Annotated in this window: 17 protein-coding genes; 11 read left to right on the top strand and 6 right to left on the bottom strand. The window is 66.7% G+C overall.

Annotation, left to right across the window (positions count from 1 at the left end; genetic code table 11):
• Positions 1–5: 5 nt before the first annotated feature.
• Entirely contained in the window at positions 6–842 is an 837-nt protein-coding gene (gene mazG / locus MNI96_RS01575) for a nucleoside triphosphate pyrophosphohydrolase (RefSeq protein ID WP_249690381.1), read from the bottom strand.
• Between the two features lie 102 nt (positions 843–944).
• Between mazG and arfB the strand changes: the two genes are divergently transcribed.
• Entirely contained in the window at positions 945–1,382 is a 438-nt protein-coding gene (gene arfB, locus MNI96_RS01570; RefSeq protein ID WP_249689749.1) for an alternative ribosome rescue aminoacyl-tRNA hydrolase ArfB, read from the top strand.
• Here the strand turns inward: arfB and MNI96_RS01565 are convergent, their stop codons facing one another.
• Complete coding sequence (locus MNI96_RS01565; RefSeq protein WP_249689746.1) at positions 1,383–2,345, bottom strand: helix-turn-helix domain-containing protein; 963 nt, start codon at positions 2,343–2,345, stop codon at positions 1,383–1,385. It abuts the gene before it with no gap.
• Between MNI96_RS01565 and MNI96_RS01560 the strand changes: the two genes are divergently transcribed.
• From MNI96_RS01560 to xylA, 3 genes are all read left to right on the top strand, one after another.
• On the top strand, positions 2,344–2,751 hold the full coding sequence (locus MNI96_RS01560; protein ID WP_249689744.1) for a hypothetical protein: 408 nt from the start codon (positions 2,344–2,346) through the stop codon (positions 2,749–2,751). The two genes, MNI96_RS01565 and MNI96_RS01560, sit on opposite strands and share 2 nt — an antisense overlap.
• A gap of 146 nt (positions 2,752–2,897) precedes the next feature.
• The gene (gene xylB / locus MNI96_RS01555; protein ID WP_249689741.1) at positions 2,898–4,361 is read left to right on the top strand and encodes a xylulokinase; all 1,464 of its coding nucleotides are present in this window, start codon (positions 2,898–2,900) and stop codon (positions 4,359–4,361) included.
• On the top strand, positions 4,358–5,665 hold the full coding sequence (xylA, locus tag MNI96_RS01550) for a xylose isomerase (RefSeq protein WP_249689739.1): 1,308 nt from the start codon (positions 4,358–4,360) through the stop codon (positions 5,663–5,665). Before xylB ends, xylA begins: the two co-directional genes overlap by 4 nt.
• A 110-nt stretch (positions 5,666–5,775) precedes the next feature.
• Here xylA and MNI96_RS01545 read toward each other — a convergent pair whose 3' ends face one another.
• Positions 5,776–5,979 carry a hypothetical protein gene (locus tag MNI96_RS01545; RefSeq protein ID WP_158192295.1) on the bottom strand — a complete coding sequence of 68 codons (204 nt, stop codon included), beginning with the start codon at positions 5,977–5,979 and terminating at the stop codon, positions 5,776–5,778.
• Between the two features lie 174 nt (positions 5,980–6,153).
• On the opposite strand from MNI96_RS01545, the gene MNI96_RS01540 reads away from it, so the two are divergent.
• A complete protein-coding gene (locus MNI96_RS01540) occupies positions 6,154–7,050 on the top strand; it encodes a LysR family transcriptional regulator (protein WP_120267940.1) in 897 nt (298 codons plus the stop codon).
• A 15-nt stretch (positions 7,051–7,065) separates the two neighbouring features.
• Here the strand turns inward: MNI96_RS01540 and MNI96_RS01535 are convergent, their stop codons facing one another.
• Complete coding sequence (locus tag MNI96_RS01535) at positions 7,066–9,501, bottom strand: GcvT family protein (protein ID WP_249689737.1); 2,436 nt, start codon at positions 9,499–9,501, stop codon at positions 7,066–7,068.
• 60 nt (positions 9,502–9,561) lie between these two features.
• Positions 9,562–11,151 carry a trimethylamine methyltransferase family protein gene (locus MNI96_RS01530; protein ID WP_249689735.1) on the bottom strand — a complete coding sequence of 530 codons (1,590 nt, stop codon included), beginning with the start codon at positions 11,149–11,151 and terminating at the stop codon, positions 9,562–9,564.
• Between the two features lie 535 nt (positions 11,152–11,686).
• Between MNI96_RS01530 and MNI96_RS01525 the strand changes: the two genes are divergently transcribed.
• The 5 genes from MNI96_RS01525 (at position 11,687) to MNI96_RS01505 (ending at position 19,117) form a co-directional block, all read left to right on the top strand.
• Positions 11,687–13,378, top strand: a complete 1,692-nt coding sequence (locus MNI96_RS01525; RefSeq protein WP_249689733.1) for an ABC transporter substrate-binding protein — start codon at positions 11,687–11,689, stop codon at positions 13,376–13,378.
• 121 nt (positions 13,379–13,499) lie between these two features.
• Positions 13,500–14,450, top strand: a complete 951-nt coding sequence (locus MNI96_RS01520; protein WP_249689731.1) for an ABC transporter permease — start codon at positions 13,500–13,502, stop codon at positions 14,448–14,450.
• Positions 14,451–14,468: 18 nt separating this feature from the next.
• Entirely contained in the window at positions 14,469–15,488 is a 1,020-nt protein-coding gene (locus MNI96_RS01515) for an ABC transporter permease (RefSeq protein WP_249689729.1), read from the top strand.
• 10 nt (positions 15,489–15,498) lie between these two features.
• Positions 15,499–17,592: a dipeptide ABC transporter ATP-binding protein gene (locus MNI96_RS01510; protein WP_249689727.1), complete on the top strand. Its 2,094-nt coding sequence runs from the start codon at positions 15,499–15,501 to the stop codon at positions 17,590–17,592.
• 256 nt (positions 17,593–17,848) lie between these two features.
• A complete protein-coding gene (locus tag MNI96_RS01505; protein WP_249689725.1) occupies positions 17,849–19,117 on the top strand; it encodes an adenylate/guanylate cyclase domain-containing protein in 1,269 nt (422 codons plus the stop codon).
• 537 nt (positions 19,118–19,654) lie between these two features.
• Here the strand turns inward: MNI96_RS01505 and gyrA are convergent.
• Positions 19,655–22,411, bottom strand: coding sequence for a DNA gyrase subunit A (gene gyrA / locus MNI96_RS01500; protein ID WP_249690379.1), 2,757 nt, complete (start codon positions 22,409–22,411; stop codon positions 19,655–19,657).
• Positions 22,412–22,706: 295 nt separating this feature from the next.
• On the opposite strand from gyrA, the gene MNI96_RS01495 reads away from it, so the two are divergent.
• Positions 22,707–23,351: a MarC family protein gene (locus MNI96_RS01495; protein ID WP_249689724.1), complete on the top strand. Its 645-nt coding sequence runs from the start codon at positions 22,707–22,709 to the stop codon at positions 23,349–23,351.
• Positions 23,352–23,354: the final 3 nt, after the last annotated feature.

Genomic DNA, 23,354 nt, shown 5'->3' with positions numbered 1-23,354 from the left:
CGGCCTCAGGTGTCGTTCGTCTTCGCCGCCTGCCAGACCGTTTCCATCTCGTCGAGGTTCATGTCGGCCAGCGTGCGGCCTTCGCCTTCGGCGGCGTCCTCGATGGCCGCGAAACGGCGGCGGAACTTGCGGTTGGTGCGCTTCAGCGCTTCCTCCGGGTCGATGTCGAGATGCCGCGCAAGGTTCGCCACGGCGAAGATCAGGTCGCCGATTTCGCCGGCGATGCATTCGCGGTCGGGCGTCGTGCCGTCGTCCGCTGCGATTTCGCTCGCCAGTTCCTCGGTCTCTTCGCGGATCTTGTCGAGGACGGGACCGGCGCTGCCCCAGTCGAAGCCGACGCGCGCAGCGCGGCGCTGCAGCTTTTCCGCCTCGGTCAGGGCCGGGAAGATTGCCGGAACGTCGTCGAGGAATCGCCGGCGCTCTTCGCCAAGGCCTGCCGCCGCCCGGGCGCTGGCGCGCTCCAGCTTTTCCTGCTGCTTGATCTTCTCCCACATGCCCTTGGCGATGCCGGCCGAGCGGGCATCGTCGTCGCCGAAGACATGCGGATGCCGGCGGATCATCTTGGCGGTGATCGCCTCCACCACGTCGGGAAAGGCGAAAGCCCCCTGTTCCTCGGAAAGGCGGGCGTGATAGACCACCTGCAGGAGCAGGTCGCCCAGTTCTTCGCGCAGGTCGACCATGTCGCCGCGCTGGATCGCGTCGGCGACCTCGTAGGCTTCCTCGATCGTGTAAGGGGCGATCGTTGCGAAGTCCTGCTCCAGATCCCAGGGGCAGCCGGTACCGGGCGTGCGCAAGGCGGCCATGATCTCGATCAGTCGCTTGATGTCGCGGTCCGGTGTCACGCTGGCGCCCCTCATATCTGGTCCTGGCGACCGACATAGCATTGCACCGGGGGCGTTCCAAGCGCACGCCCCGCGGCGACAGACAAACGGAACGAAACGGCGATGGCGTCAGTGGCGGACATGGATCTGGAGGTGGCGCCGGGGGTGAGAATCCCGGCCGGCGACCTGTCGGAGAGCTTCGTGCGCGCTTCCGGACCGGGCGGGCAGAACGTCAACAAGGTCGCCACCGCCGTGCAGCTGCGTTTCGACCTTTCGGGCAACCGGACCCTCGCCGAGGACGTCAAGGAGCGGCTTGCCCGTCTTGCCGGCAGCCGGCTGACGCTGGCCGGCGAGATTCTCATCCAGGCCGACCGGTTCCGCACCCAGGAGCGCAACCGCCTGGATGCGCTGGAGCGTCTCGCCGCGCTGGTGCGCAAGGCGCTGGAGCGGCCGAAGCCGCGCAAGGCGACGCGGCCGACAAAGGCCTCCAAGGAGCGCCGGCTCGCGGCCAAGAAGCAGCGCTCGGCGATCAAGCGGATGCGTTCCGGCCCCGACGACTGATCACCCAGCCGGGGACTTCTCGGCAGAGCTTGCGGCAGGCGCCGCCATTGCTGCCGCGGTCGCCTCGTCGGCCGGAAAGAAGCACTCGATGGTCAGTTCCGACAGGAAGATGTCGAGCGCGGTGCCGAAGACCGTCGTCGTGCTCAGGAACGAAAGGACGGTATCGCCGACCAGCAGTTCCAGCGGCACGGCGATGCCTGCATGTCTGTCTCGTCCGGTCACCGGCTGCGGTTTTGCGCCCGTCGGCACCGGATAGGCTCCCAATTCCTCGACCAGGGCGGTAATCTCCGCATCGCCGGACATCTCGGCCTGCCGGCCTAGCCGCTCCAACAGATGGGCGCGCCATTCGCGGTAGTTGCGGATGCGCGGGGCAAGTCCGTCCGGGTGCAGGCTGACCTTCAGCACGTTGACCGGAGGGGCGAGCAGGTGCGGGGCGATACCGGTGAGCAGCGCCAGCGCCGGGGCATTGGCGAGGATCAGGTTCCAGTTGCGGTCGACGGCAAGCGCCGGGCGAGGGGCGTGACCATCGAGGATACGCCCGACCACCTCCATCGCGGCGGCAAGATCGGGATGGTCCGGCGCGCGTTCCTGTGTCTGCGGCGAGAAGCCGGCCGCCACCAGCATCGCGTTGCGTTCGCGCAGCGGCAGGGCGAGCTGGTCGGCCAGCCGCGACACCATTTCCCGGCTCGGCTGCGCCTTGCCGCATTCCAGGAAGCTGAGATGGCGCTGCGACAAGCCCGCCTCGGCGGCCAGCGCCAGTTGGCTCAGGCGCCGGCGGCCGCGCCACTGGCGCAGAAGATCGGGAAAGCTCGCGGACGGCATCTTCATCATGGTCTGATCGTGCCCGCGATCTTTTCTGACTTCAATGACCTTGGAGGTAATCGCCTCGATGACCTCATGCTGGTTCTCTCTCCTCATCCAGTCCGGCACCCGGCCGGCCTGCCAGCCAAGGAGAGTTCCCATGTTGCAAATCTTCGATCGCCTGTCCCTTCGCGCCATTCTCGGTCTCGATGCCGTCACCTGCCTGGCCATGGGCGGCCTGCTGCTTGCTGCGGGTGGCCTTCTGGCGTCGCCGCTCGGCCTTCCGGAGGCTCTCCTGTTTTATGCAGGGCTCGTGCTGCTGCCGGTCGCGCTCTGCATGCTGGCGGTCGCAGTCCCGTCGGCTCCGCCGGCGGCGGGCGTCTTCGTGGTCGTTGCGGGCAACTGGCTGTGGGTGGCGGCAAGTATCGCCCTGCCGCTGTTCGGTCTCGTCTCGCCGACGGCGCTCGGTTACGCTTTTCTCGCCGTGCAGGCGACCGCGGTGACCGTGCTTGCCCTTGCCGAGCAGCGGGCCATGGCGCGTGCGTCGGCATCGACCGCTGCTGCATGACCGTTCGTTCCAGACCCGGCATCAACGGCGGCGCGATCCAATCGCGCCGCCGCTTTTCATCGAGCCTCTTTATTTCCTCGCGCCATGGTATATTTTGGTATCGAAAATAATATGAACAGCCGCCATGAGGGGGCGCGGGAGGACGCGTGTATCTGGGAATCGACATCGGCACGTCCGGGGTCAAGACCGTGCTCATGGACGAGACGGACGCGATCCTTGCCTCCGCCTCCAGCGCGCTGACCGTCTCGCGGCCGCATCCCGGCTGGTCGGAGCAGGACCCGCATGCCTGGTGGGGCGCGGTTGTCGCAACGCTCGACGAGCTCTCCCGCAGCCATCCGTCCGAAATGTCGGCCGTCGCCGGCATCGGCCTTTCGGGACAGATGCACGGCGCGACCCTGCTGGACGCCGCGCACGAGGTGCTGCGTCCGGCGATCCTGTGGAACGACGGTCGCTCGGAAGCCGAATGCGCGGCGCTGGACGAGCGGGCGGACTTTCGCGGCATCGGCGGCAACCTCGTCATGCCCGGCTTCACCGCGCCGAAGCTCGAATGGGTCGCCCGCCACGAGCCCGAGATCTTCGCGAAAACTGCCTTGGTGCTGCTGCCGAAGGACTATGTCCGCCTGCGCCTGACCGGCACGGCCGCCTCGGACATGTCGGATGCCGCCGGCACCCTCTGGCTCGACGTTGCCCGCCGCGATTGGTCGGACGAACTGCTCGCCGCAACCGGCCTCACGCGCGCCAACATGCCGGCGCTTGCGGAAGGGACCGACGCTACCGGCACGGTGCTGCCGGAACTTTCTTCCCGCTGGGGCTTTGCCCGCCCGCCGGTGGTGGCGGGAGGTGCCGGCGACAACGCCGCCAGCGCCTGCGGCATCGGCGCGGTGCGGCCGGGCGAGGCCTTCCTGTCGCTCGGCACCTCCGGCGTGCTCTTCGTCGCGACCGACCGTTTCCGGCCGAACACCGCCGGTGCCGTCCATGCCTTCTGTCACGCGCTGCCCGACACCTGGCACCAGATGGGGGTCATCCTGTCGGCGACCGACAGCCTCAACTGGCTGGCGCGCGTGGCGGGCTGCGATGTCGCGACGCTTGAGGCGGAAGCCGCCGCGCGCCAGCGCTCCCGGCGCGACGGGCCCCCGGTGTTGTTCCTGCCGTATCTGTCCGGCGAGCGTACGCCGCACAACGATGCCTCGGCGCGCGGCAGCTTCGTCGGCCTGTCGCAGGCGCATGACCGGGCCGATCTCGCGCTCGCCGTGCTGGAAGGGGTCGCCTATGCCTTCCGCGATTGCCTCGACGTGCTGTCGGCCGCCGGCACCCGCGTGGAGCGGGCCACCGCCATCGGCGGCGGCGCCCGCTCGCGCAACTGGCTGGAGATCCTGGCGACAGTGCTGGGCATCGAGATCGACGTGCCCGGCAATGGGGATTTCGGTGCGGCCTTCGGCGCGGCGCGGCTCGGCCGGGCGGCGGCCACCGGCGCCTGCGGTGCGGACCGCTTCACCCCGCCGCCCACGGCGCATTCCATCGGCCCCGACGGGGCCTTGCGTTCCTTCCATGAGGAAGGGCTCGCCCGCTACCGGGCCCTTTATCCGGCACTGAAAGAGGTTCTGCGATGACTGCGTTTTTCGACGGCATTCCCGCCATCCGCTATGAGGGGCCGGAGAGCGAAAATCCCTTTGCCTATCGCTGGTACGATGCCGACCGACTCGTGCTGGGCAAGCGGATGGAGGATCATCTGCGCTTTGCCGTCGCCTACTGGCACAGCTTCTGCTGGCCGGGCGGCGATCCCTTCGGCGGTCAGACCTTCGAGCGGCCCTGGTTCGGCGAGACGATGGAGATGGCGCGCCTGAAGGCCGATGTCGCCTTCGAGATGTTCGACCTGCTCGGCGTGCCGTTCTTCTGTTTTCACGACCGGGACGCGGTGCCGGAGGGTGCGACGCTGGCCGAGAGCAACCGCAACCTGCAGGAGATCGCCGAGGTCTTCGCCCGCAAGATGGAGACCTCGAAGACGCGGCTCCTGTGGGGTACGGCCAATCTCTTCTCGCACCGCCGCTACATGGCGGGCGCGGCGACCAATCCGGATCCGGACGTTTTCGCCTATGCGGCGGGACAGGTGAAGGCCTGCATGGACGTGACGCACCAGCTCGGCGGCCAGAACTACGTGTTGTGGGGCGGACGCGAGGGCTACGAGACGCTGCTCAACACCGACCTGCGCCAGGAGCTCGACCAGATGGGCCGTTTCCTGTCGATGGTCGTCGACTACAAGCACAAGATCGGCTTTCCCGGCACGATCCTGATCGAGCCGAAGCCGCAGGAGCCGACCAAGCACCAGTACGACTACGATGTCGCCACCGTCTACGGCTTCCTCAAGGCCTATGGCCTGGAGAACGAGGTGAAGGTGAACATCGAGGTCGGCCACGCGGTGCTCGCCGGCCATTCCTTCGAGCACGAGGTGGCGCTCGCCTCCGCGCTGGGGATCTTCGGGTCCATCGACATGAACCGCAACGACTACCAGTCCGGCTGGGACACTGACCAGTTCCCGATGAACGTGCCGGAAGTGGCGCTGGCGCTCTACTACATCCTGAAGGCGGGCGGCTTCACCACCGGCGGCCTCAACTTCGATGCCAAGCTTCGCCGCCAGTCGCTGGACGCGGCCGACCTGATCCACGGCCATATCGGCGGCATGGACACCTGCGCCCGCGGGCTTCTGGCCGCGGCCGAGCTCATGGAAAAGGGCGACCTGTCGGACGAGGTGGCCAGGCGCTACGCCGGATGGCAGGCGCCGGAGGCGGCCGCCATGCTGAAGGGCGAGCGCACGCTGGAGGAGATCGCCGCGCGCGTCGAGCGCGATGGCCTCGACCCGCGTCCCGTGTCGGGCCGCCAGGAATATCTGGAGAACCTCGTCAACCGCCGCCTTTGAGCGGCAATCTCCGGGCTTCCCCGCACAAACGAAAACCGCCGAAGCGTGAGCTTCGGCGGTTTGTCGTTACAGCGGATCGATACGGTCGGTGGGCCGGCGGGGAGGCGTGCTCAGCGACCGTTCAGTCCGAGGCGGGCAGCGTTCGACGCACCGGGCTCGCCGGCGCGGAACGACTGGAAACGGGCCTGCTTCGCCGCATCGCCCGACATGCCGAGATCGGCAAGGGTGCGCGGGTCGGTGTCGGCGACCGAAAGCGCATGGACGCGCGTCGCGATGCCGAAAGTGTTGCCGAGTACCCGGGTCAGGTAGGACATGTCGCTCTCCATGTGCTCGAGTTGCGTGTGTCGTGGCGGCAGGGCGGTTCGCGCGCGGGCGAACTGTCATGCCGCTCTGACCGGGGATATGGTCGCATTCGTGCTATCAGGCAAACCAAAAGAAATCATGTATATGATCAATTTCATTGAACTGAACCACTAGGAGGCCGAGCCATGGACCTGGTGCCGGGAAAAGGCACGCCGCTGATCGAGACGGACCTGTACAGGACCTTCCTCGTCATCGCGGAAACCGGAAGTTTTTCAAAGGCTTCTGAGGTGATCGGCCGCACGCCGTCGGCGGTCTCCATGCAGGTGAAAAAGCTGGAGACGCTGCTCGGCACTGCGGTTTTTGCAAGGGAGGGGCGCAGTGTCCGCATGACTGCGGAGGGCGAGGCGCTGCTCGGTTACGCGCGGCGCATCCTGCTGCTCAACGAGGAGGCGGTGGCGATGTTTCGCTCGCCCTCCATCGAGGGCGAGGTGCGCTTCGGCGCGCCGTCCGATTTCGGCACGCGATTTCTTCCCAACATCCTGACGCGCTTCGCCCGCTCGCATCCGGCGGTCAATGTGGACGTGCATCTCGACGGTAGCCCGCCGCTGCTACAGAAGCTGAAGGACGGTCAGCTCGACCTGATCCTCTACACGGCGCGGCCCGATAGCGACCTCGCCCGCGGCGGGGAGATCGTCTACACCGAGCCGCTCGCCTGGGCCGGGCTGGAAGGGGGCGTTGCCTATAGCCGCAACCCATTGCCGCTGGCGCTGTCGGTGTCCGGCTGCCCCTGGCGCAAGGCCGCGCGCATCGCCCTCGACAAGGCCGAGCATCCCTACCGCATCGCCTATCAGAGCTTTCACAGCGCGGGGCAGGAGGCGGCGCTGCTGGCCGACCTCGCCGTTGCGCCGTTCCCGACCAGCGTCATCACGCCGCCGCTGCAGAAGCTGGACGCGCGCCACGGCCTGCCGGAAATCGGCGACTACCACCTGATCCTCAAGGAGGCGGGCAATGCCGGCAAGGCGAGCGATGCCTTCGCCAGCCATGTGATCGCCTGCTTCCGGGAGATGAATCCCGGAAGCTGATGCGCGCCGCGCGGCCTACATGCGCATGCGTTCGGCGCGCGGGTCGAACAGCGGTTCCGTTATGATGCGGGCCTTCACCCGCTCGCCGATGATCTCGATCTCGAAGGCGCCGTCGGGGCCAAGACTTGCGAGCTCCTTCGGCAGGTAGCCCTGCGCCAGCGAGGCGTCGACGAAGTGGCCGTAGCCGCCGGAGGTGACCCAGCCGACCACCTTTCCGTCATGCCAGATCGGTTCGTCGCCGATCACGTCGGCATCGCCGGCCTCGACGACGAAGCTCATCCGGCGCAGCGTGCCGCCGGTTTCCTTCTCCCGCAAGGCGGCCTCGCGGCCGATGAAGTCGCCCTTGTTCAGCGCGATGAAACGGCCGAGATCGGCCTCATAGGGCCCGTAGATCGGGCGGAACTCGCGGAACCAGGTGCCGAAATTCTTTTCCAGCCGCAGGCAGAGCAGGGCGCGCATACCGAAGTCGCGCAGGCCGAGATCGGCGCCCGCTTCCTTCAAGGCATCATAGACCCGGCGCTCGTAATGCGGCGCCATCCAGATCTCGTAGCCGAGATCGCCGGTATAGCTGATGCGGCTGACATGGCAGGGCGCCGCGGCGACGTCCATCGCCCGGCTGGCCATGAAGGGGAAGGCGGCGTTCGACACGTCGTCGCCGGTGACGCGCGCCAGCAGGTCGCGCGCCTTGGGACCTGCGATCGACAGGCCGACCCAACCGAGATTGATCGGCGTCACGCGCACCGAGCCGTCCTGCGGCAGATGCCGCTCGAACCAGCGCATGTGGTAGATCTCGGCCTGCGACGAGCCCCACATCAGGAAGCGGTCGTCGGCGATGCGGGCGATGGTGAAGTCGCCGATCAGCTTGCCGGTCTCGTTGAGCATCGGCGTCAGCACCATGCGGCCGAGTGCGGGCATGCGATTGGTCATCAGCCGGTCGAGGAAGGCCTCGGCGCCGGGGCCTGCGATCTCGTACTTGGCGAAATTGGCGATCTCGGTGATGCCGACGCCGTTGCGCACCGCCTGGCACTCGGCCTTGACGTGCTCGAAGTCGTTGGAGCGGCGGAAGGAGACGATGTCGCGCGGCTCGGTGCCCTCGGGCGCGAACCAGAGAGGGGTTTCCAGCGCCCAGCTGTCGCCCATCACGGCTCCTTGTGCGCGCATGCGGTCGTAGAGCGGCGTCGTCTGGTGCGGGCGGGCGGCCGGCAGCTCCTCGTTGGGATAGCGGATGCGGAAGCGGCGGGAATAGTTCTCGCGTACCTTGGCGTTGGTATAGGCGAGGGTGGCCCAGGGGCCGAAGCGGGCGACATCCATGCCCCAGATGTCGAAGCCGGGATCGCCGTCGACCATCCAGTTGGAGAGGGCAAGGCCGACGCCGCCGCCCTGGCTGAAGCCGGCCATCACTGCGCAGGCGCACCAGAAATTGGTGAGGCCGCGCACCGGGCCGACCAGCGGATTGCCGTCGGGGGCGAAGGTGAAGGGGCCGTTGACGAACTGCTTGATGCCGGTGTGCTTGAGCGCGGGGAAGTGCTCGAAACCGATCTCCAGCGAGGGGGCGATGCGCTCCAGGTTCGGGGCCAGCAGTTCCTGGCCGAAGTCCCAGGGCGTCTGGCGCGGACTCCAGGGCGTCGCCGCGCGCTCATAGGTGCCGAGCAGCATGCCGCCGCGCTCCTGGCGGGTATAGATCTCGCCGGAAAAGTCGATGGCGTGCACCATCTCCTTACCGGTCGAGGCGACGATCTCGGCGATCTCCGGCATGTCTTCGGTCAGCAGGTAGTGATGCTCCATGGCAAGGACAGGGAGTTCCAGCCCGACCATGCGCCCGACCTCGCGCGCCCAAAGGCCGCCGGCATTGACCACATGTTCGGCCTCCACCGTGCCCTGCTCGGTGACGACGAGCCAGGTGCCGTCCGGCTTCTGGGCGAGCTCCACAACGCGGTTGCGCAGCGAGATCTCGGCGCCGGCCTTGCGCGCCGCCTTGGCATAGGCATGGGTGGTACCGGAGGGGTCGAGATGGCCTTCGATCGGGTCCCAGATGGCGCCGACGAAATGCCGCTCGTCGATCAGCGGCAGCAGTTCCTTGGCCTCTTTCGCCGAGATGATTTCGGTTTCCATGCCGAGATAGCGGCCGCGGGCATGCGCCATCTTCAGCCAGTCGAGCCGTTCCGGCGTGTCGGCCAGCTGCAGGCCGCCGGTCAGGTGCAGGCCGCAGGACTGGCCGGAAATCTCCTCGATCTCCTTGTAGAGCGAGACGGTATAGGCCTGCAGCTTGGCGACGTTCGGATCGCCGTTCAGGGTGTGGAAGCCGCCGGCCGCATGCCAGGTCGAGCCGGAGGTGAGCTCCGAGCGCTCGATCAGCAGCACGTCGGTCCAGCCCCTCCGGGTCAGGTGATAAAGGACGCTGCAGCCGACGACGCCGCCGCCGATCACCACCACGCGAGCCTGGGATTTCATTCGTCTGCTTCCCTGCTTGTCTGGAAAAATGAGTTGGAATGCCGGCCGTCGCCGGCCGCGTCAGAAGTCGGTGGGTGCGCCGCCTTCGGCCTTTCGCCGGGCGACAAAATCCGCCAGTTCCTCGGCGATGGCCGCATCGAGGGGCGGAGCCTCGTATTCGGCGAGCGCCTTCCTGCAGACCACCTGCGCCTTGTCGTAGGCGGTCGGCGAGCCCGCGTCGCGCCAGGTCTCGAAGTTCCGCCAGTCGGAGATGATAGGCGGATAGAACGCGGTCTTGTAGCGGGCCTGCGTATGGGCGGTGCCGAAGAAGTGGCCGCCGGGTCCGACATCGCGGATAGCCTCGACCGCGAGCGCGTCCGGCGAAGTGTCGAGCGGCTGCAGGAAGGCGTCCATCATCTGCAGAAGGTCGATGTCGATGACGAATTTCTCGAAGCCGGCCGTCAGCCCGCCTTCGAGCCAACCGGCGGCATGCTTGATGTAGTTGGCGCCGCCCATCAAGGCGCCCCAGAGCGAGAACACCGTCTCCCAGGCGGCTTGGGCGTCGGGCGAGTTGGCCGCGCAGACGGCGGAGGAGCGGTAGGGCAGCCTATAGCGGCGCGCCAACTGGCCGCCGACAAGGGCCGCCTGCATGTATTCCGGCGTGCCGAAGGCGGGGGCGCCGGACTTCATGTCGACGTTGGAGGTGAAGCCGCCATAGACCACGGGCGCACCTGGGCGCACGATCTGGGCGAAGGCGAGCCCGGCCAGCGCCTCGGCATTCTGCTGCACCAGGGCGCCCGCGACCGTGACCGGTGCCATCGCGCCGGCGAGGGTGAACGGGGTGAGCACGATCGGCTGCCCGCGCCGCGACATCTCGATGATGCCCTGGAGCATGGGCGTGTCGAGGCGCAGCGGTGATGACGAGTTGATAATCGATATGACAGAAGGGGTTCTTTCGAATTCTTCATGCGTCAGTCCAAGTGCGATCCGGGCGATCTCCATGCCGTCCAGATTGCGCTCGCGGCCGAGCGAGTAGATGTGGAAGGCCTTGTCGGTCAGCGTCACGAAGTCCGAGACGCAGTCGAGATGGCGGACCGAGGCGTGGATGTCGACCGGCTCGACCGGGTAGCCGCCGTTCAGGTCGATGACGTTGAAGACCTGGCTGAGGCGGAGAAAATCGCGATAGTCCTGCTGGCTGCCGGGGCGCCGGCCGCGCTCAGCGTCGGCGCAATTGGGGGCGCTGGCGACGCCGCTCCAGATGACGCTGTCGCCGCCGACCTTCAGGTTCCGCTCCGGGTTGCGGGCGTGGAGGACGAACTCCTCCGGCGCGCTGGCGAGCGCCTCCAGAACCAGGCCGCGATCCAGCCTGATTCGGTCGGACGAGGCGGAAACATCGGCCCCGGCGGCCTTCAAAAGGGCCTTCGCCTCGCTATTGATAAAATCGACACCGATATTTTCCAGGACGTCGAGCGAAGCGGAATGGATCGCCTCAAGTTGATCTTCTGAGACCGCCTGGACCGGTGCGAAGGGATTGCGGCGAGCCCGGAAGGGCTTCTGCTCGATGGCATCCGAATGGCCCTGAACGTCGCGGCGGCCCCTGCGTCCGCGGCGGCGGCCGGCGGTCTCGTCGTCGCCAGGAGCGACACCCTCGATTTCGTCCGTTTCGGCCATGCGAACCCGGCTCCCCGCTGCGGTTGCGGACGTCTAGTTTCGTATACGTCTTAGTAAAGCCCAACCGTTTCCGAAAACGACAAGCACAGGGCCAGTTGTTTCGGAAGCGTTCGCGTTTCAATACGCGCGATATGTCAGGAGCCTAGCGCCGGCAACGAGGGAAAGGCGATATCGATTATGCGACGATCTGTTGTTCGATACCGACACGCCCGAGCCGGATCTCAAAAAAATGGCTTCAAGGCTTTGCCAAGGCACCATGATTGCATGTTAGGCTGACGCGATCCGATCCGCGGCAGCTGCCTTGCCGGACGCTGCGGCATCGGAAAAGACCATCGGTTCGCACATCCGGCGAGAGGCCGGAACGGCGACCGGCCGACACGGAGGATCTCCAGGGCAGGTCCGCAGTCGGACCTCGCGGGCGCGACAGCGCGGGTGAGGTGCGGCAAGGCCAGGAACGACATTCGACAGCGGGCTCCGGCCCGTATCGACAGCGAAAAACATCAAGCACAGCAATCGGTTGGAGGGGAGACAGGGTATGTCGACCAACGAAACGTCAAGCAAGATGCATCCGAAAGTCAGGGAAGCGCAGGAACAGATGGACAGCGGCCGGCTGAGCCGCCGCGAGTTCGTCCGCTACGCAGCGCTTCTGGGCGTCAGTGCCGGTGCGGCCTATGCGATGGCCGGCCTGCCGAGCCCGGCGGTCGCGCAGGACGCGGCCAACCTGCCGTTCCCGGCGGACGACCCGAACGCCAAGGCCGGCGGCATCCTGAAGGTGGCGATGCAGGTCCAGAAGATCGACGATCCGGCGACCTTCTCGTGGACGCAGGCCTCCAACCAGACGCGCCACATGCTGGAATACCTGGCGATGACCGGCCCGGACAACGTGACCCGGCCGATGCTGGCCGAGCGCTGGGAGGCGTCCGAGGATTTGAAGACCTGGACCTTCTACCTGCGTAAGGGCGTAAAGTGGCACAACGGCGACGATTTCACCGCCGAGGACGTCAAGTTCAACTTCGAGCGCTGGACCAATCCGGACCTCGGCTCGTCGAATATCGGCCTCTCGTCGGTCTCGGCGATGGTCGAGGATAAAGACGGCAAGAAGAGCCTCATCGACGGCGCCATCGAGATCGTCGACGATCACACGATCCGCTTCAACCTGACCAAGCCGGTGCTGTCCTTCCCCGAGGATATGTACAACTACCCGACCGCCATCGTGCATCGCGACTTCAAGCCGCCGCTCGACAACGCGATCAACGGCACGGGCGCCTATACGATCGTGGAGAACGTGGTCGGCGACCGCTGCATCCTGAAGAAGGTGACCGAGGCCGGCGGCCAGCCCTTCGAATATTGGGGCGGCACGGTGTTTCTCGACGAGATCCACTACTACAATTTCGACGCCGACAACCAGCTGACCGCCTTTGCCGGCCAGAGCGTCGATGCGATCTACGACTTCGGCGTCGAGCAGATGGAACTGGCCAAGGCCATCGACGGCAACATCATCGCCGCCCGCACGGCCCAGTGCCTGTGCTGCCGCATGCGCGTCGACGCCGAGCCGTTCACCGACGAGCGCGTGCGCAAGGCCGTGACCATGGCCATCGACAACGCCGCGATCAAGCCGCTGGTCTATCCGGAAGGCGGCGATGTGGGCGAGAACCACCACGTGGCCCCGGTGCATCCGGACTACCAGGCGCTGGCGCCGCTGACCCGCGACGTGGAGGGCGCCAAGGCGCTGCTCGCCGAGGCCGGGCACCCCAACGGCATCACGATCACGATCGATGTCGGCAACACGGACGGCCCGTGGCACCAGACGGCCGCCGAGGCCATGCGCGACCAGCTCAAGGATGCCGGCATCACGCTGAACATCAACGTCATTCCGGCCTCCAAATACTGGGAGATCTGGACCAAGACGCCGTTCGGCGCCACCGCGTGGACCCACCGCCCGCTCGGCACGATGGTGATGTCGCTCGGCTACCGCACGGGCGTGCCGTGGAACGAGTCCGGCTTCGCCTCGCCCGAGTTCGACGCGGCGCTGGATGCGGCCGAGGCGACGCTCGACGTGGAGGCCCGCAAGGGGCTGCTCGCCAAGGCCGCGCAGATCCTGCAGGATGCTTCGGTGATGGTCATGCCGATCTGGCGGCCGGTCTACTCGATGGCTTCCAAGTCGGTGAACGGCTATCCGGGCCACCCGACCCAGTACCACCAGTTCAACAAGGTCTGGATGAGCTGACGCCGACAACCGATTGCCGCGCCGGGATATTTCCGGCGCGGCGGTCTTTTGCCGAGGTCAGGGGGAGGGCCCGCATGCCGCGCTTGAGGCATGATCGAGGGGCCGACACGGTGGGCGCCACATGCTGAAACTGATCCTGAGACGCCTGGTTCAGATGGTTCTGATCATGGCGGTCTCCTCGTTGCTGCTGTTCGCTATCTTCGACACGCCGGAGTTCAAGAAACGGCTGGCGGTGCAGGAACTTGGCGGCTTCGCCGTCTCGGCCCTAACCGAGGAGAGCTACAAGAGCTGGCTCGCCGCACGCGGTCTCGACGTGCCATTCTACCAGCGCTATGCCAACTGGGTGGGCAACATCCTGAGCGGCGATCTCGGCTTCTCCTACGAAAAGAACCGTCCGGTCGGACCGCTGCTGGCGGATCGGCTGGCCAATACCGGGATCCTGGCCTTTTTCGTCTTCGCGCTGATGATCCCGCTGTCGCTGATCCTCGGGATCCTGGCCGGCATGAAGGAGGGGTCGCTGCAGGACCGGAGCATCTCGTTCATATCGGTCTTGACGACCAGCATCCCGGAGATCGCCAGCGCCATCCTGCTGACGGTCATCTTCGCCCTCGGCCTCGGCTGGCTGCCGGTGAAATCGGCGATGATCGGCGGGTTCAGCTTCCGCGAACTGATCCTGCCGGTGCTGACGCTGGTGATCTACGACTTCGGCTATGTGGCACGCATGACCCGTGCCTCGATGGCCGAGGTGATGACCTCGCAATACATCCGCACCGCGATCCTGAAGGGATTGCCGTACCGCCGGGTGGTGATGCGGCACGCGCTGCGCAACGCGCTGATCGCACCGTTCACGCTGATCGTGCTGCAGCTCAACTGGCTGCTGTCGGGCGTCGTCGTGGTGGAGGTCTTCTTCGAATACGACGGCTTCGGAAAACTGCTGCTCGAGGCGGCGCTGTTTCCCGACGTCGAGGTGGTGCAGGCCTGCACGCTGGTCGCCGTCGCCGTCGCCGTTCTGTCGCAGATCATCTCCGACATCGGCTACACCTTCCTGAACCCACGCATTCGTTTTGCGTAAGGACCGGAGACGCACTCAATGGCAGTGACCGAGATCCCGTCCGGCCCCTCCGCCCTCGACCGCCTGTCGCGGCCCAAGCCCGTCATCGTGCTGTTTTTGCTGATGTGGGTGCCGCTGACGGCCTATGTGATGTTCGGCCAGCGGATCGGGCCGAACGCCCAGACGCTGCTCCTGCCGGCGATTCCGGCGACGCTGGCGCTCTACGTGCTGGGCGTCCGCGCCTTCCGCGAAAGCCGGGTCGCGGTGATCGGGCTGACGCTGGTGTTCTTCTGGCTGCTGATGGCGGTGAGCGCGCCGTACCTGCCCCTGATGGATCCGAACAAGCCGGTCGCGCCCTTTGCGACACCCTTCAGCGAGCGGGGCGGCCTGTTCTTCTGGCTCGGCACCGACTTCAAGGGCCGGGACATGCTGTCGCGCATGATCTGGGGCTGCCAGCGGGTGCTGGTCTGGGGCGTCACGGCGACCATGGTCGCCTATGTGGTCGGCGCCATGTTCGGCCTGATCTCCGGCTATCTGGCCGGGTGGTGGGACGAGATCATTTCGTTCGTCGCCAACGTGCTGCTGTCGTTCCCGGTGATGGTGCTGTTCATCGTCATCCTGAACTATCTGGGTCCGTCGGGCTTCAACATCGTGGTGGCGGTGACCTTCGCCTCGGCACCGGCGATCATGCGCATCGTCCGGGGATTGGCGCTCGACATCAAGACGCGGGACTACGTCTACGCGGCGCAGACGCGCGGCGAGCATCCGCTCTACATCATGATCTTCGAGCTGCTGCCGAACGTGCGCGGGCCGATCATCGTCGATGCCTGCCTGCGGCTCGGCTACACGACGGTGGCGATCACCACGCTGACCTTCCTGGGCCTCGGCCTGCAGCCGCCCGACCCGGACTGGGGATTGATGATCCGCGAGAGCGCCAAGACGGCGATGCTGTGGAAGTTCTCCTACATGCTGCTCGTGCCGGCGCTGGCCGTTTCGAGCCTGATCCTCGGCTTCAACCTGATGGCCGACGGCCTTCGGGAAATGAGCCTGCGCGACTGAGGGGGACAGAATGAGCGATCACGCCGCCGAACAGGTTCCCGTTCTCGAATGCCGGAACCTTTGCATCTCCTACTACACGCGCGCCGGCGAGATCCCGGCGGTGGTGGACTTCAACCTGAAGCTCATGCCGGGCGAGGCGCACGGCATCGTCGGCGAAAGCGGTTGCGGCAAGTCGACCGTGGCGCTCGCCATCATGCAGTATATGGGCAAGAACGGCGCCATCGTCGGCGGGGAGATCCTGTTCGAGGGCCGCGACATGCGGCAGATGAGCGAGGAGGAGCTGCGGCAGATCCGCGGCTCGCGCATCGCCATGGTCTACCAGGAGCCGATGGCCTCGCTGAACCCGTCGATGACCATCGGCGACCAGCTGGTCGAGGTGCCGATCTATCATGACGGGTTGAGCGAACAGGAGGCATTGGCGCGGGCCGAGGAGATGCTGGCCAAGGTGCGCCTGCCGGACCCCAAGCGCATCCTGGCGTCCTACCCGCACCAGATTTCCGGCGGCCAGCAGCAGCGCGTGGTGATCGCCATGGCGCTGCTGTCGAACCCCAGGCTGCTGCTGCTCGACGAGCCGACGACGGCACTGGACGTGACGGTGGAGGCGGGCATCGTCGATCTGATCAACGAGATCGCCGAGGAGTTCGGCACCTCGATGATCTACATCTCGCACAATCTCGGGCTGATCCTGGAGACCTGCGACCGGCTGACCGTGATGTATTCCGGCGAGGCGGTGGAGGTCGGGGACATCCATGACGTCTTCGAGGAGATGCGCCATCCCTACACGCGGGGACTTTTCGGCTCGATTCCGTTGCCCGGCGCCGACAAGAACGCCCATCCGCTGGTGGCAATTCCGGGCCAGCTGCCGCTGCCGCACGAGCGCCCCGAGGGGTGCAACTTCGGGCCGCGCTGCACCTTCTTCCGCGACGGGCTGTGCAATGTCGGTCGTCTGCCGATGCATGCGGTGCCGGGCGACGACGATCACAAGGTGCGCTGCGAACGGTTCCAGGAGATCGACTGGGACCGCGACCTGCCGAAGGGCGAGGCGAAGCCGCCGGTCGAGGCCGGCGGCACCGTGCTGTCCGTCGAGGACATGACCAAGCATTATCTGATCGAGGACGGCGGGCTGTTCGTCCGGGGCGGCGAGCGGGTGGTGAAGGCCAACGAGAAGCTGAGCTTCACCGCGCGGGAGGCCGAGACGGTGGCCATCGTCGGCGAGAGCGGCTGCGGCAAGTCGACCTTCGCCAAAGTGCTGATGGGGCTGGAGGATGCGACCGACGGCAAAGTGATGCTGGGCAATGTCGAGCTCGGCGACCTGCCGGTGGAGCGGCGCAATGCCGAGACGATCTCGAAGCTGCAGATGGTGTTCCAGAACCCGTTCGACACGCTGAACCCGTCGCATTCGGTCGGCAGCCAGATCGCCCGGGTGATCCGCAAGTTCGGGGTCGCCAGCAAGGACGAGGAGGTGGAGGAGATCGTCTTCCGGCTGCTCGATACGGTGAAGCTGCCGCGCGATTTCGCAAGGCGGAAACCGCGCCAGCTGTCCGGCGGGCAGAAGCAGCGGGTGGGCATCGCCAGGGCCTTCGCCGGCAATCCGAAGGTGGTGATCGCCGACGAGCCGGTGTCGGCGCTGGACGTTTCCGTGCAGGCGGCGGTGACCGAACTGCTGATGGACATCCAGCGCCAGAACCGCACGACGATGCTGTTCATCAGCCACGATCTGTCGGTGGTGCGCTACCTGGCCGACCGGGTGGTGGTGATGTATCTCGGCCGGATCATGGAGCAGGGCACGACCGAGGATATCTTCGCGCCGCCCTACCATCCCTACACCGAGGCGCTGCTGGCCGCCGTGCCGATCGCGGATACGCGGATCGAGAAGCGGCATATCGTCTTGAAGGGGGAAATCCCGTCGCCGACCAACCCGCCGAAGGGTTGCCCGTTCTCCACGCGCTGCCCCTACATGATGCCGGGCACCTGCGATGTCGAGCTGCCGCCGCTGCGCAGCTTCGGCGGGGGGCACAGGATCCTGTGCCATCTCGATCCGGCCGAGCTGACCGCGATGGAGCCGGTGATAAAGCCGAAGACCGAGGCCGCCGAACGGCTTTGAAAATTTCGAGACGGATTTTGCAAAATTCCGTCTCGAAATCGCGAAATTTTGATGTTGGTCGTCTCAATCTCGCGAAATCGCCGGCGCTGCGGGGAGGTACGCCCTGCGGCACTTGTCCCCGTCCGTCCGCGGCGCTTATCCCCGCCGGCGCGCGCCCCGCACTTTCCGACTTGTCCCCGTGCCTGTCCGCTTGAGGTAGAGTGCGGTCATGAGATGCCGTCCGGGAGAGGCCGGGCGGCGAGAGGCGAAGGCAAGAATGGCCGGGCTCGATCCGTTTCCAAGGTCCTATGCGAAGGGCGTGCGGCTGCGCCGGCGCTCGCAACGCGTGCCGGGAGAGGCGACCGGAGCCGCAGGGACGCTCGCCGAGCTCGAGGCCTGGCTGCTCGGCGAGGCGCTGGCGGTCGGCGACGTGCTGGATTTCTTCGAGGCGTTCTGCTGGCGCATGGTGCGTGCGATGCCGGCCTTCGAGCGGGCGAGCCTGCATGTCGGCACGCTGCACCCGCAGATCTACGGCTTTGCCTGGAACTGGGAGGCGGGCGACGGGATCTGCGACGAGATCCAGGTGGCCGAGGAGATCCTGGCGACGGATGCCTATCGGCGCAGCCCGATCTTTGCGGTGATCGAGCGGGGCGAGGCGTTCGACCGGACGATCGACGAGGAGACCTCGGCGCACTACCCCTTGCTGCGGGACCTCGGGCGCCTCGGCTACAGCCATTACATGGCGCTGCCGCTGACGGCTGCCGGGAGCGGCGGGCAGCACAACCTGGTGTCGCTGGCGACGCGCCAGCCGGGCGGCTTCACCAGGAGCGAGCGGGCGGGCATCGACCGGCTGCTGTCGATCCTGGCGCTGCATGTCGCCCGGCACATCGACCGGCGGATCTCGGCGAACCTGCTCGACGCCTATCTGGGGCCGGCGGCAGGGGGCAAGGTGCTGCAGGGCAGCATCCGGCGCGGCGTCGGCGAGGAAATCGATGCCGTGATCTGGATGTCGGACCTGCGCGGCTTCACCGATCTGTCGGCGCGGCTGCCGGGGCCGGCGATGACGGCGCTGCTCAACGCCTATTTCGAGCGGCTGGCCGGGGCGGTGATCGCGGAAGGCGGCGAGATCCTGAAATTCATGGGCGACGGGGTGCTGGCAGTGTTTCCGCAAGGCAAGGGGGCGGCCAGCGCGGCCCTGCGCGCGGCGCGGGGGGCGCTGGCCGGGATCGCGGAACTGAACGAGGCACCGCCGGAGGCGGTCGCGAACCTGCGGGATGTGTGGGCGCCGCTGCGCACCGGCATCGCGCTGCACGAGGGCACGGTGTTCTTCGGCAATGTCGGCTCGGCCGGGCGGCTCGACTTCACGGTGATCGGCCGGGCGGTGAACGCGGCAAGCCGCATCGAAGCGCTGACCAAGGAGCTCGGCCGCGAGATCCTGATCTCGCAGGCGGCCGCGCGCGGGCTCGACATGCCGCTGGACGATCTCGGCGAGCACCGGCTGCGCGGCGTCGCCGAGCCGGTGCATCTGTTCAGCCCCAAGGGGTGAGGTGGGCGTGATGGGAAAGGGCGAACGCAACGTGCCATCGCTAATGCTCTGGGAACGAATGGGCCCCGGATCTCCGGCTTCGCCTTCGTCCGGGGTGACGTCGGAGGTTGGGCTGACGGCGGTGGGCTGACGGCCGAGGTGGGATCTCCGGTGGTGGGGTGCGAGATGGTGCCTCCCTCTCGGAGGTCATCCCGGCCGCAGGCGAAGCCGGAGAGCCGGGAACCATTGGCACCCTCGGGCAGGTGTGGGGCAGAGCGTCGTGCGGCTTGTGGAGGCGAGCCGGGGGCGGTTCGGTGCGCAATCGCTGGCGCTCTGGCAACGAATAGGCCCCGGATCTCCGGCTTCGCCTGCGGCCGGGGTGACGTCGGAGGTTGGGGTGACGGCGGTGGAGTGACGGCCGAGGTTGGGATGACGACAACGGGATGACGGCCGAGGGAAGGAGAGGAGGCTGCGCAAGCGAAGGCGCCCTCCTGCAAACAAAAGGGCCGCAGGAGTGTCCTGCGGCCCGTGATGGTGTCTTGAGGCGGTGAGGCGGGATCAGGCGTCGTCGCCGGGAGCCTCGTCCTCGCCACTCTCGCCGTCGCCGGCATCGCCCGACATGTCGGAGCCGGAGGCCGGGGTCTCGCCGTCGGACGCTGCTGCGGCCTCGTCGAGCACCGCGTCTTCGGCGTCCTCCTCGTCGGAGACGCGGCCGACCGAGACGACTTCCTCGCCTTCGGCGGTGTTGAAGACGATGACGCCCTGGGTGGCGCGGCCAGCGATGCGGATGCCGTCGACCGGGCAGCGGATCAGCTGGCCGCCATTGGTGACGAGCATGATCTGGTCGCTGTCTTCCACCGGGAAGGAGGCGACGAGCGGGCCGTTGCGCTTGGTCACCGCCATGGCGGTGATACCCTTGCCGCCGCGGCCCGTGACCCGGTACTCGAAGGACGAGGACCGCTTGCCGTAGCCGTTTTCCGAGATGGTGAGGATCACCTGCTCGGTGGCGCTCATGGCCGCGTAGCGCTCCTGCGTCAGCTCGCCCGCCGGCACGCCCTCGTCTTCGCCACCGGCTTCGCCGTTGGTCTCGTCGGCCTCGCCGCGCATCAGCCGGCGCAGGCGCAGATAGGCGCTGCGCTCGTCCGCCGTGCAGTCAAAGTGACGCAGGATCGACATGGAGATGACGCGGTCGTTGTCGGCAAGGTTGATGCCGCGCACGCCGACCGAGTTGCGGCCCGCGAAGACGCGCACATCGGTGACGGCGAAGCGGATGCACTGGCCGAGCGCCGTGGTCAGCATGACGTCGTCATGCTCGGTGCAGGTGAAGACGCCGACGATGCCGTCGCCATCCTCGAGCTTCATAGCGATCTTGCCGTTCTTGTTGATCTGCGTGAAGTCGGAGAGCTTGTTGCGGCGGACGGTGCCGCGCGTGGTGGCGAACATCACGTCGAGATCGCCCCAGGTCTCCTCGTTCTCCGGCAGCGGCATGATCGAGGTGATCTGCTCGCCCTGCTCGAGCGGCAGCATGTTGACCAGGGCCTTGCCGCGCGAGGTCGGGCCGCCGAGCGGCAGGCGCCAGACCTTCAGCTTGTAGGCGATGCCGCGCGAGGAGAAGAACAGCACCGGCGTGTGCGTGTTGGCCACGAACAGTCGGGTGACGAAATCCTCGTCCTTGGTCGACATGCCCGAGCGGCCCTTGCCGCCGCGCCGCTGCGCCCGGTAGGTGTCGAGCGGAACGCGCTTGATGTAGCCGGCATGGCTGACCGTGACGACCATCTCCTCGCGCTGGATGAGATCCTCGTCCTCGAGATCGGCGCCGCCGTCCATGATCTCGGTCCGGCGGGGCGTTGCGAACTCCTCGCGGATGTCCGTCAGCTCCTGGCGGATGATGTCGAGGATGCGGACGCGCGAGCGCAGGATGTCGAGATAGTCGCGGATCTCCTCGCCGATCTTGTTGAGCTCGTCGGCGATCTCGTCACGGCCGAGCGCGGTGAGGCGCTGCAGGCGCAGGTCGAGAATGGCGCGGGCCTGCTCCTCGGACAGCTTGTAGGTGCCGTCCTCGTTGACCATGTGGCGCGGATCGTCGATCAGGCGGATCAAAGGCTCCACGTCGTGGGCCGGCCAGTTGCGCTCCATCAGCTGGGCGCGGGCAGTGGCCGGATCCGGCGCGGTGCGGATCAGCGCGATGACCTCGTCGATATTGGCGACGGCAATGGCGAGGCCGACGAGGACATGGGCGCGGTCGCGCGCCTTCTTGAGCAGGAAGCGGGTGCGCCGGCCGATCACCTCCTCGCGGAAGGCGATGAAGGCGCTCAGCATGTCCTTGAGGCCGAGCTGCTCCGGCCGGCCGCCGTTCAGCGCCACCATGTTGGCGCCGAAGGTCGATTGCAGCGCCGAGTAGCGGTAGAGCTGGTTCAGCACCACGTCGCCGACCGCATCGCGCTTGAGCTCGACGACGACGCGCATGCCGGACCGGTCCGACTCGTCGCGGATGTCGGAAATGCCCTCGATGCGCTTTTCGCGCACATGCTCGGCGATCTTCTCGATCATCGCCGCCTTGTTCACCTGATACGGGATCTCGGTGATGACGATGGCGTAGCGGTCCTTGCGGATCTCCTCGATCTCGGCGCGGCCGCGCATGACGATGGAGCCGCGCGCGCTCTCATAGGCCGAGCGGATGCCCGAGCGGCCGAGGATGATGCCGCCGGTCGGGAAGTCGGGACCGGGGACGATCTCCATGAGCTCGGCCGTGGTCATCGCCGGATTTTCCATCAGGGCGATGGCGGCGTCGATGACCTCGCCGAGATTGTGCGGCGGGATGTTGGTGGCCATGCCGACGGCGATGCCGCCGGCGCCGTTGACCAGCAGGTTCGGGAACTTTGCCGGCAAAACGACCGGCTCGCTCTCCGAATTGTCGTAGTTTTCCTGGAAGTTGACGGTCTCCTTGTCGATGTCGTCAAGGAGGCGCGCCGAGACCTTCTGCAGCCGGCACTCGGTGTATCGCATGGCCGCGGCGGGATCGCCGTCGACCGAGCCGAAATTGCCCTGGCCGTCGATCAGCGGCAGGCGCAGCGAGAAATTCTGCGCCATGCGCACGAGCGCGTCGTAGATCGCGCTGTCGCCATGGGGGTGGTATTTACCCATCACGTCGCCGACCACGCGGGCGGACTTGCGGTAGGGCTTGTTCCACTCGTAGCCGTTCTCGTGCATCGAATAGAGGATGCGCCGGTGCACCGGCTTCAACCCGTCGCGCACATCCGGCAGGGCACGGCTGACGATCACGCTCATGGCGTAATCGAGGTAGCTGCGCTTCATCTCGTCGGTGATGGAAACGGGTCGTATATCGGACGGCAGGCCGCCCGTAGGTGCGTTCGTGTCCCGATCGGTCAAGGGATCTCTCACACTTGTTGAATCTGTCCCGATCTTATAGCCGATTCCGCGCCTCCAGCCAAATCGGCCAGGGCATTTTGCGGCGCGAAAACATAAGCCAAAACAGTAGTTTGTCAGTTTCCCAAGGGAAAGTTCGGACAAGGGGTGCCGCCCGCATGCCCACACGCCGTATTTTGGCTGATATAACGGGGTCGGACGAGTCGCGCGGGGGGCTTGCGCAATGCTGGCAGACTATTTCATCAACGCCTTCGCGACGCTGTTCGTGACCATCGATCCGGTGGGCCTTGCGCCCATGTTCCTGGCGGTCACGGCGGGCGCCACGGCCGCCACGCGCCGGCGCATCGCCGTGCGCGCGACGCTGATCGGCGGTGCGATCCTGTTCCTCTTCCTGGTCGCCGGGCGCGGCGTTCTGGGCGTGCTGGGCATCTCCGTGCCGGCCTTCCAGATCGCCGGCGGGCTGCTGCTGCTGATCATCGCCATCGAGATGGTGTTCGAAAAGCGCAACCGGCGCAAATCCGAGACGGCGGAAAAGGCGGTGTCGCAGCACGCGGCGCATCAGGAGGAACTGCACGACGTCGCCGTGTTTCCGCTGGCGATCCCGCTGATCGCGGGTCCGGCGGCGATCTCGGCCGTGATCCTGCTGTCCTCGCAGGCAAGAGACACGGTGTCCTATCTCGGCCTTGCGCTGGTGATCCTGGTGATCATCGGCGCCTGCTTCGTCTCGTTCCTGCTGGCCGACCGCATCGAGCGGATGATGGGCGACACCGCCGCAGTGGTGGTGACGCGGCTGCTCGGCGTGCTGCTGGCGGCGCTGTCGATCCAGTTCATCGCCGACGGCATCCGGGCAATGATCGCCGTCAGCTAGGCG

Source organism: Stappia sp. WLB 29 (assembly GCF_023507705.1).
In the GTDB taxonomy this organism is placed as follows: domain Bacteria; phylum Pseudomonadota; class Alphaproteobacteria; order Rhizobiales; family Stappiaceae; genus Stappia.
The sequence above is the reverse complement of the archived record's forward strand: the minus strand, read 5'-3'. Positions and strand labels throughout refer to the sequence as shown.

Excerpts from the sequence above, each read along its gene's own strand:
- arfB (WP_249689749.1), top strand. The coding sequence starts at position 945 with ATGGCGTCAGTGGCGGACATGGATCTGGAGGTGGCGCCGGGGGTGAGA.
- MNI96_RS01560 (WP_249689744.1), top strand. The coding sequence starts at position 2,344 with ATGTTGCAAATCTTCGATCGCCTGTCCCTTCGCGCCATTCTCGGTCTC.
- MNI96_RS01565 (WP_249689746.1), bottom strand. The coding sequence starts at position 2,345 with ATGGGAACTCTCCTTGGCTGGCAGGCCGGCCGGGTGCCGGACTGGATG.
- xylA (WP_249689739.1), top strand. The coding sequence starts at position 4,358 with ATGACTGCGTTTTTCGACGGCATTCCCGCCATCCGCTATGAGGGGCCG.
- MNI96_RS01545 (WP_158192295.1), bottom strand. The coding sequence starts at position 5,979 with ATGTCCTACCTGACCCGGGTACTCGGCAACACTTTCGGCATCGCGACG.
- MNI96_RS01540 (WP_120267940.1), top strand. The coding sequence starts at position 6,154 with ATGGACCTGGTGCCGGGAAAAGGCACGCCGCTGATCGAGACGGACCTG.
- MNI96_RS01535 (WP_249689737.1), bottom strand. The coding sequence starts at position 9,501 with ATGAAATCCCAGGCTCGCGTGGTGGTGATCGGCGGCGGCGTCGTCGGC.
- MNI96_RS01530 (WP_249689735.1), bottom strand. The coding sequence starts at position 11,151 with ATGGCCGAAACGGACGAAATCGAGGGTGTCGCTCCTGGCGACGACGAG.
- MNI96_RS01525 (WP_249689733.1), top strand. The coding sequence starts at position 11,687 with ATGTCGACCAACGAAACGTCAAGCAAGATGCATCCGAAAGTCAGGGAA.
- MNI96_RS01520 (WP_249689731.1), top strand. The coding sequence starts at position 13,500 with ATGCTGAAACTGATCCTGAGACGCCTGGTTCAGATGGTTCTGATCATG.
- MNI96_RS01515 (WP_249689729.1), top strand. The coding sequence starts at position 14,469 with ATGGCAGTGACCGAGATCCCGTCCGGCCCCTCCGCCCTCGACCGCCTG.
- MNI96_RS01510 (WP_249689727.1), top strand. The coding sequence starts at position 15,499 with ATGAGCGATCACGCCGCCGAACAGGTTCCCGTTCTCGAATGCCGGAAC.
- MNI96_RS01505 (WP_249689725.1), top strand. The coding sequence starts at position 17,849 with ATGGCCGGGCTCGATCCGTTTCCAAGGTCCTATGCGAAGGGCGTGCGG.
- gyrA (WP_249690379.1), bottom strand. The coding sequence starts at position 22,411 with ATGAAGCGCAGCTACCTCGATTACGCCATGAGCGTGATCGTCAGCCGT.
- MNI96_RS01495 (WP_249689724.1), top strand. The coding sequence starts at position 22,707 with ATGCTGGCAGACTATTTCATCAACGCCTTCGCGACGCTGTTCGTGACC.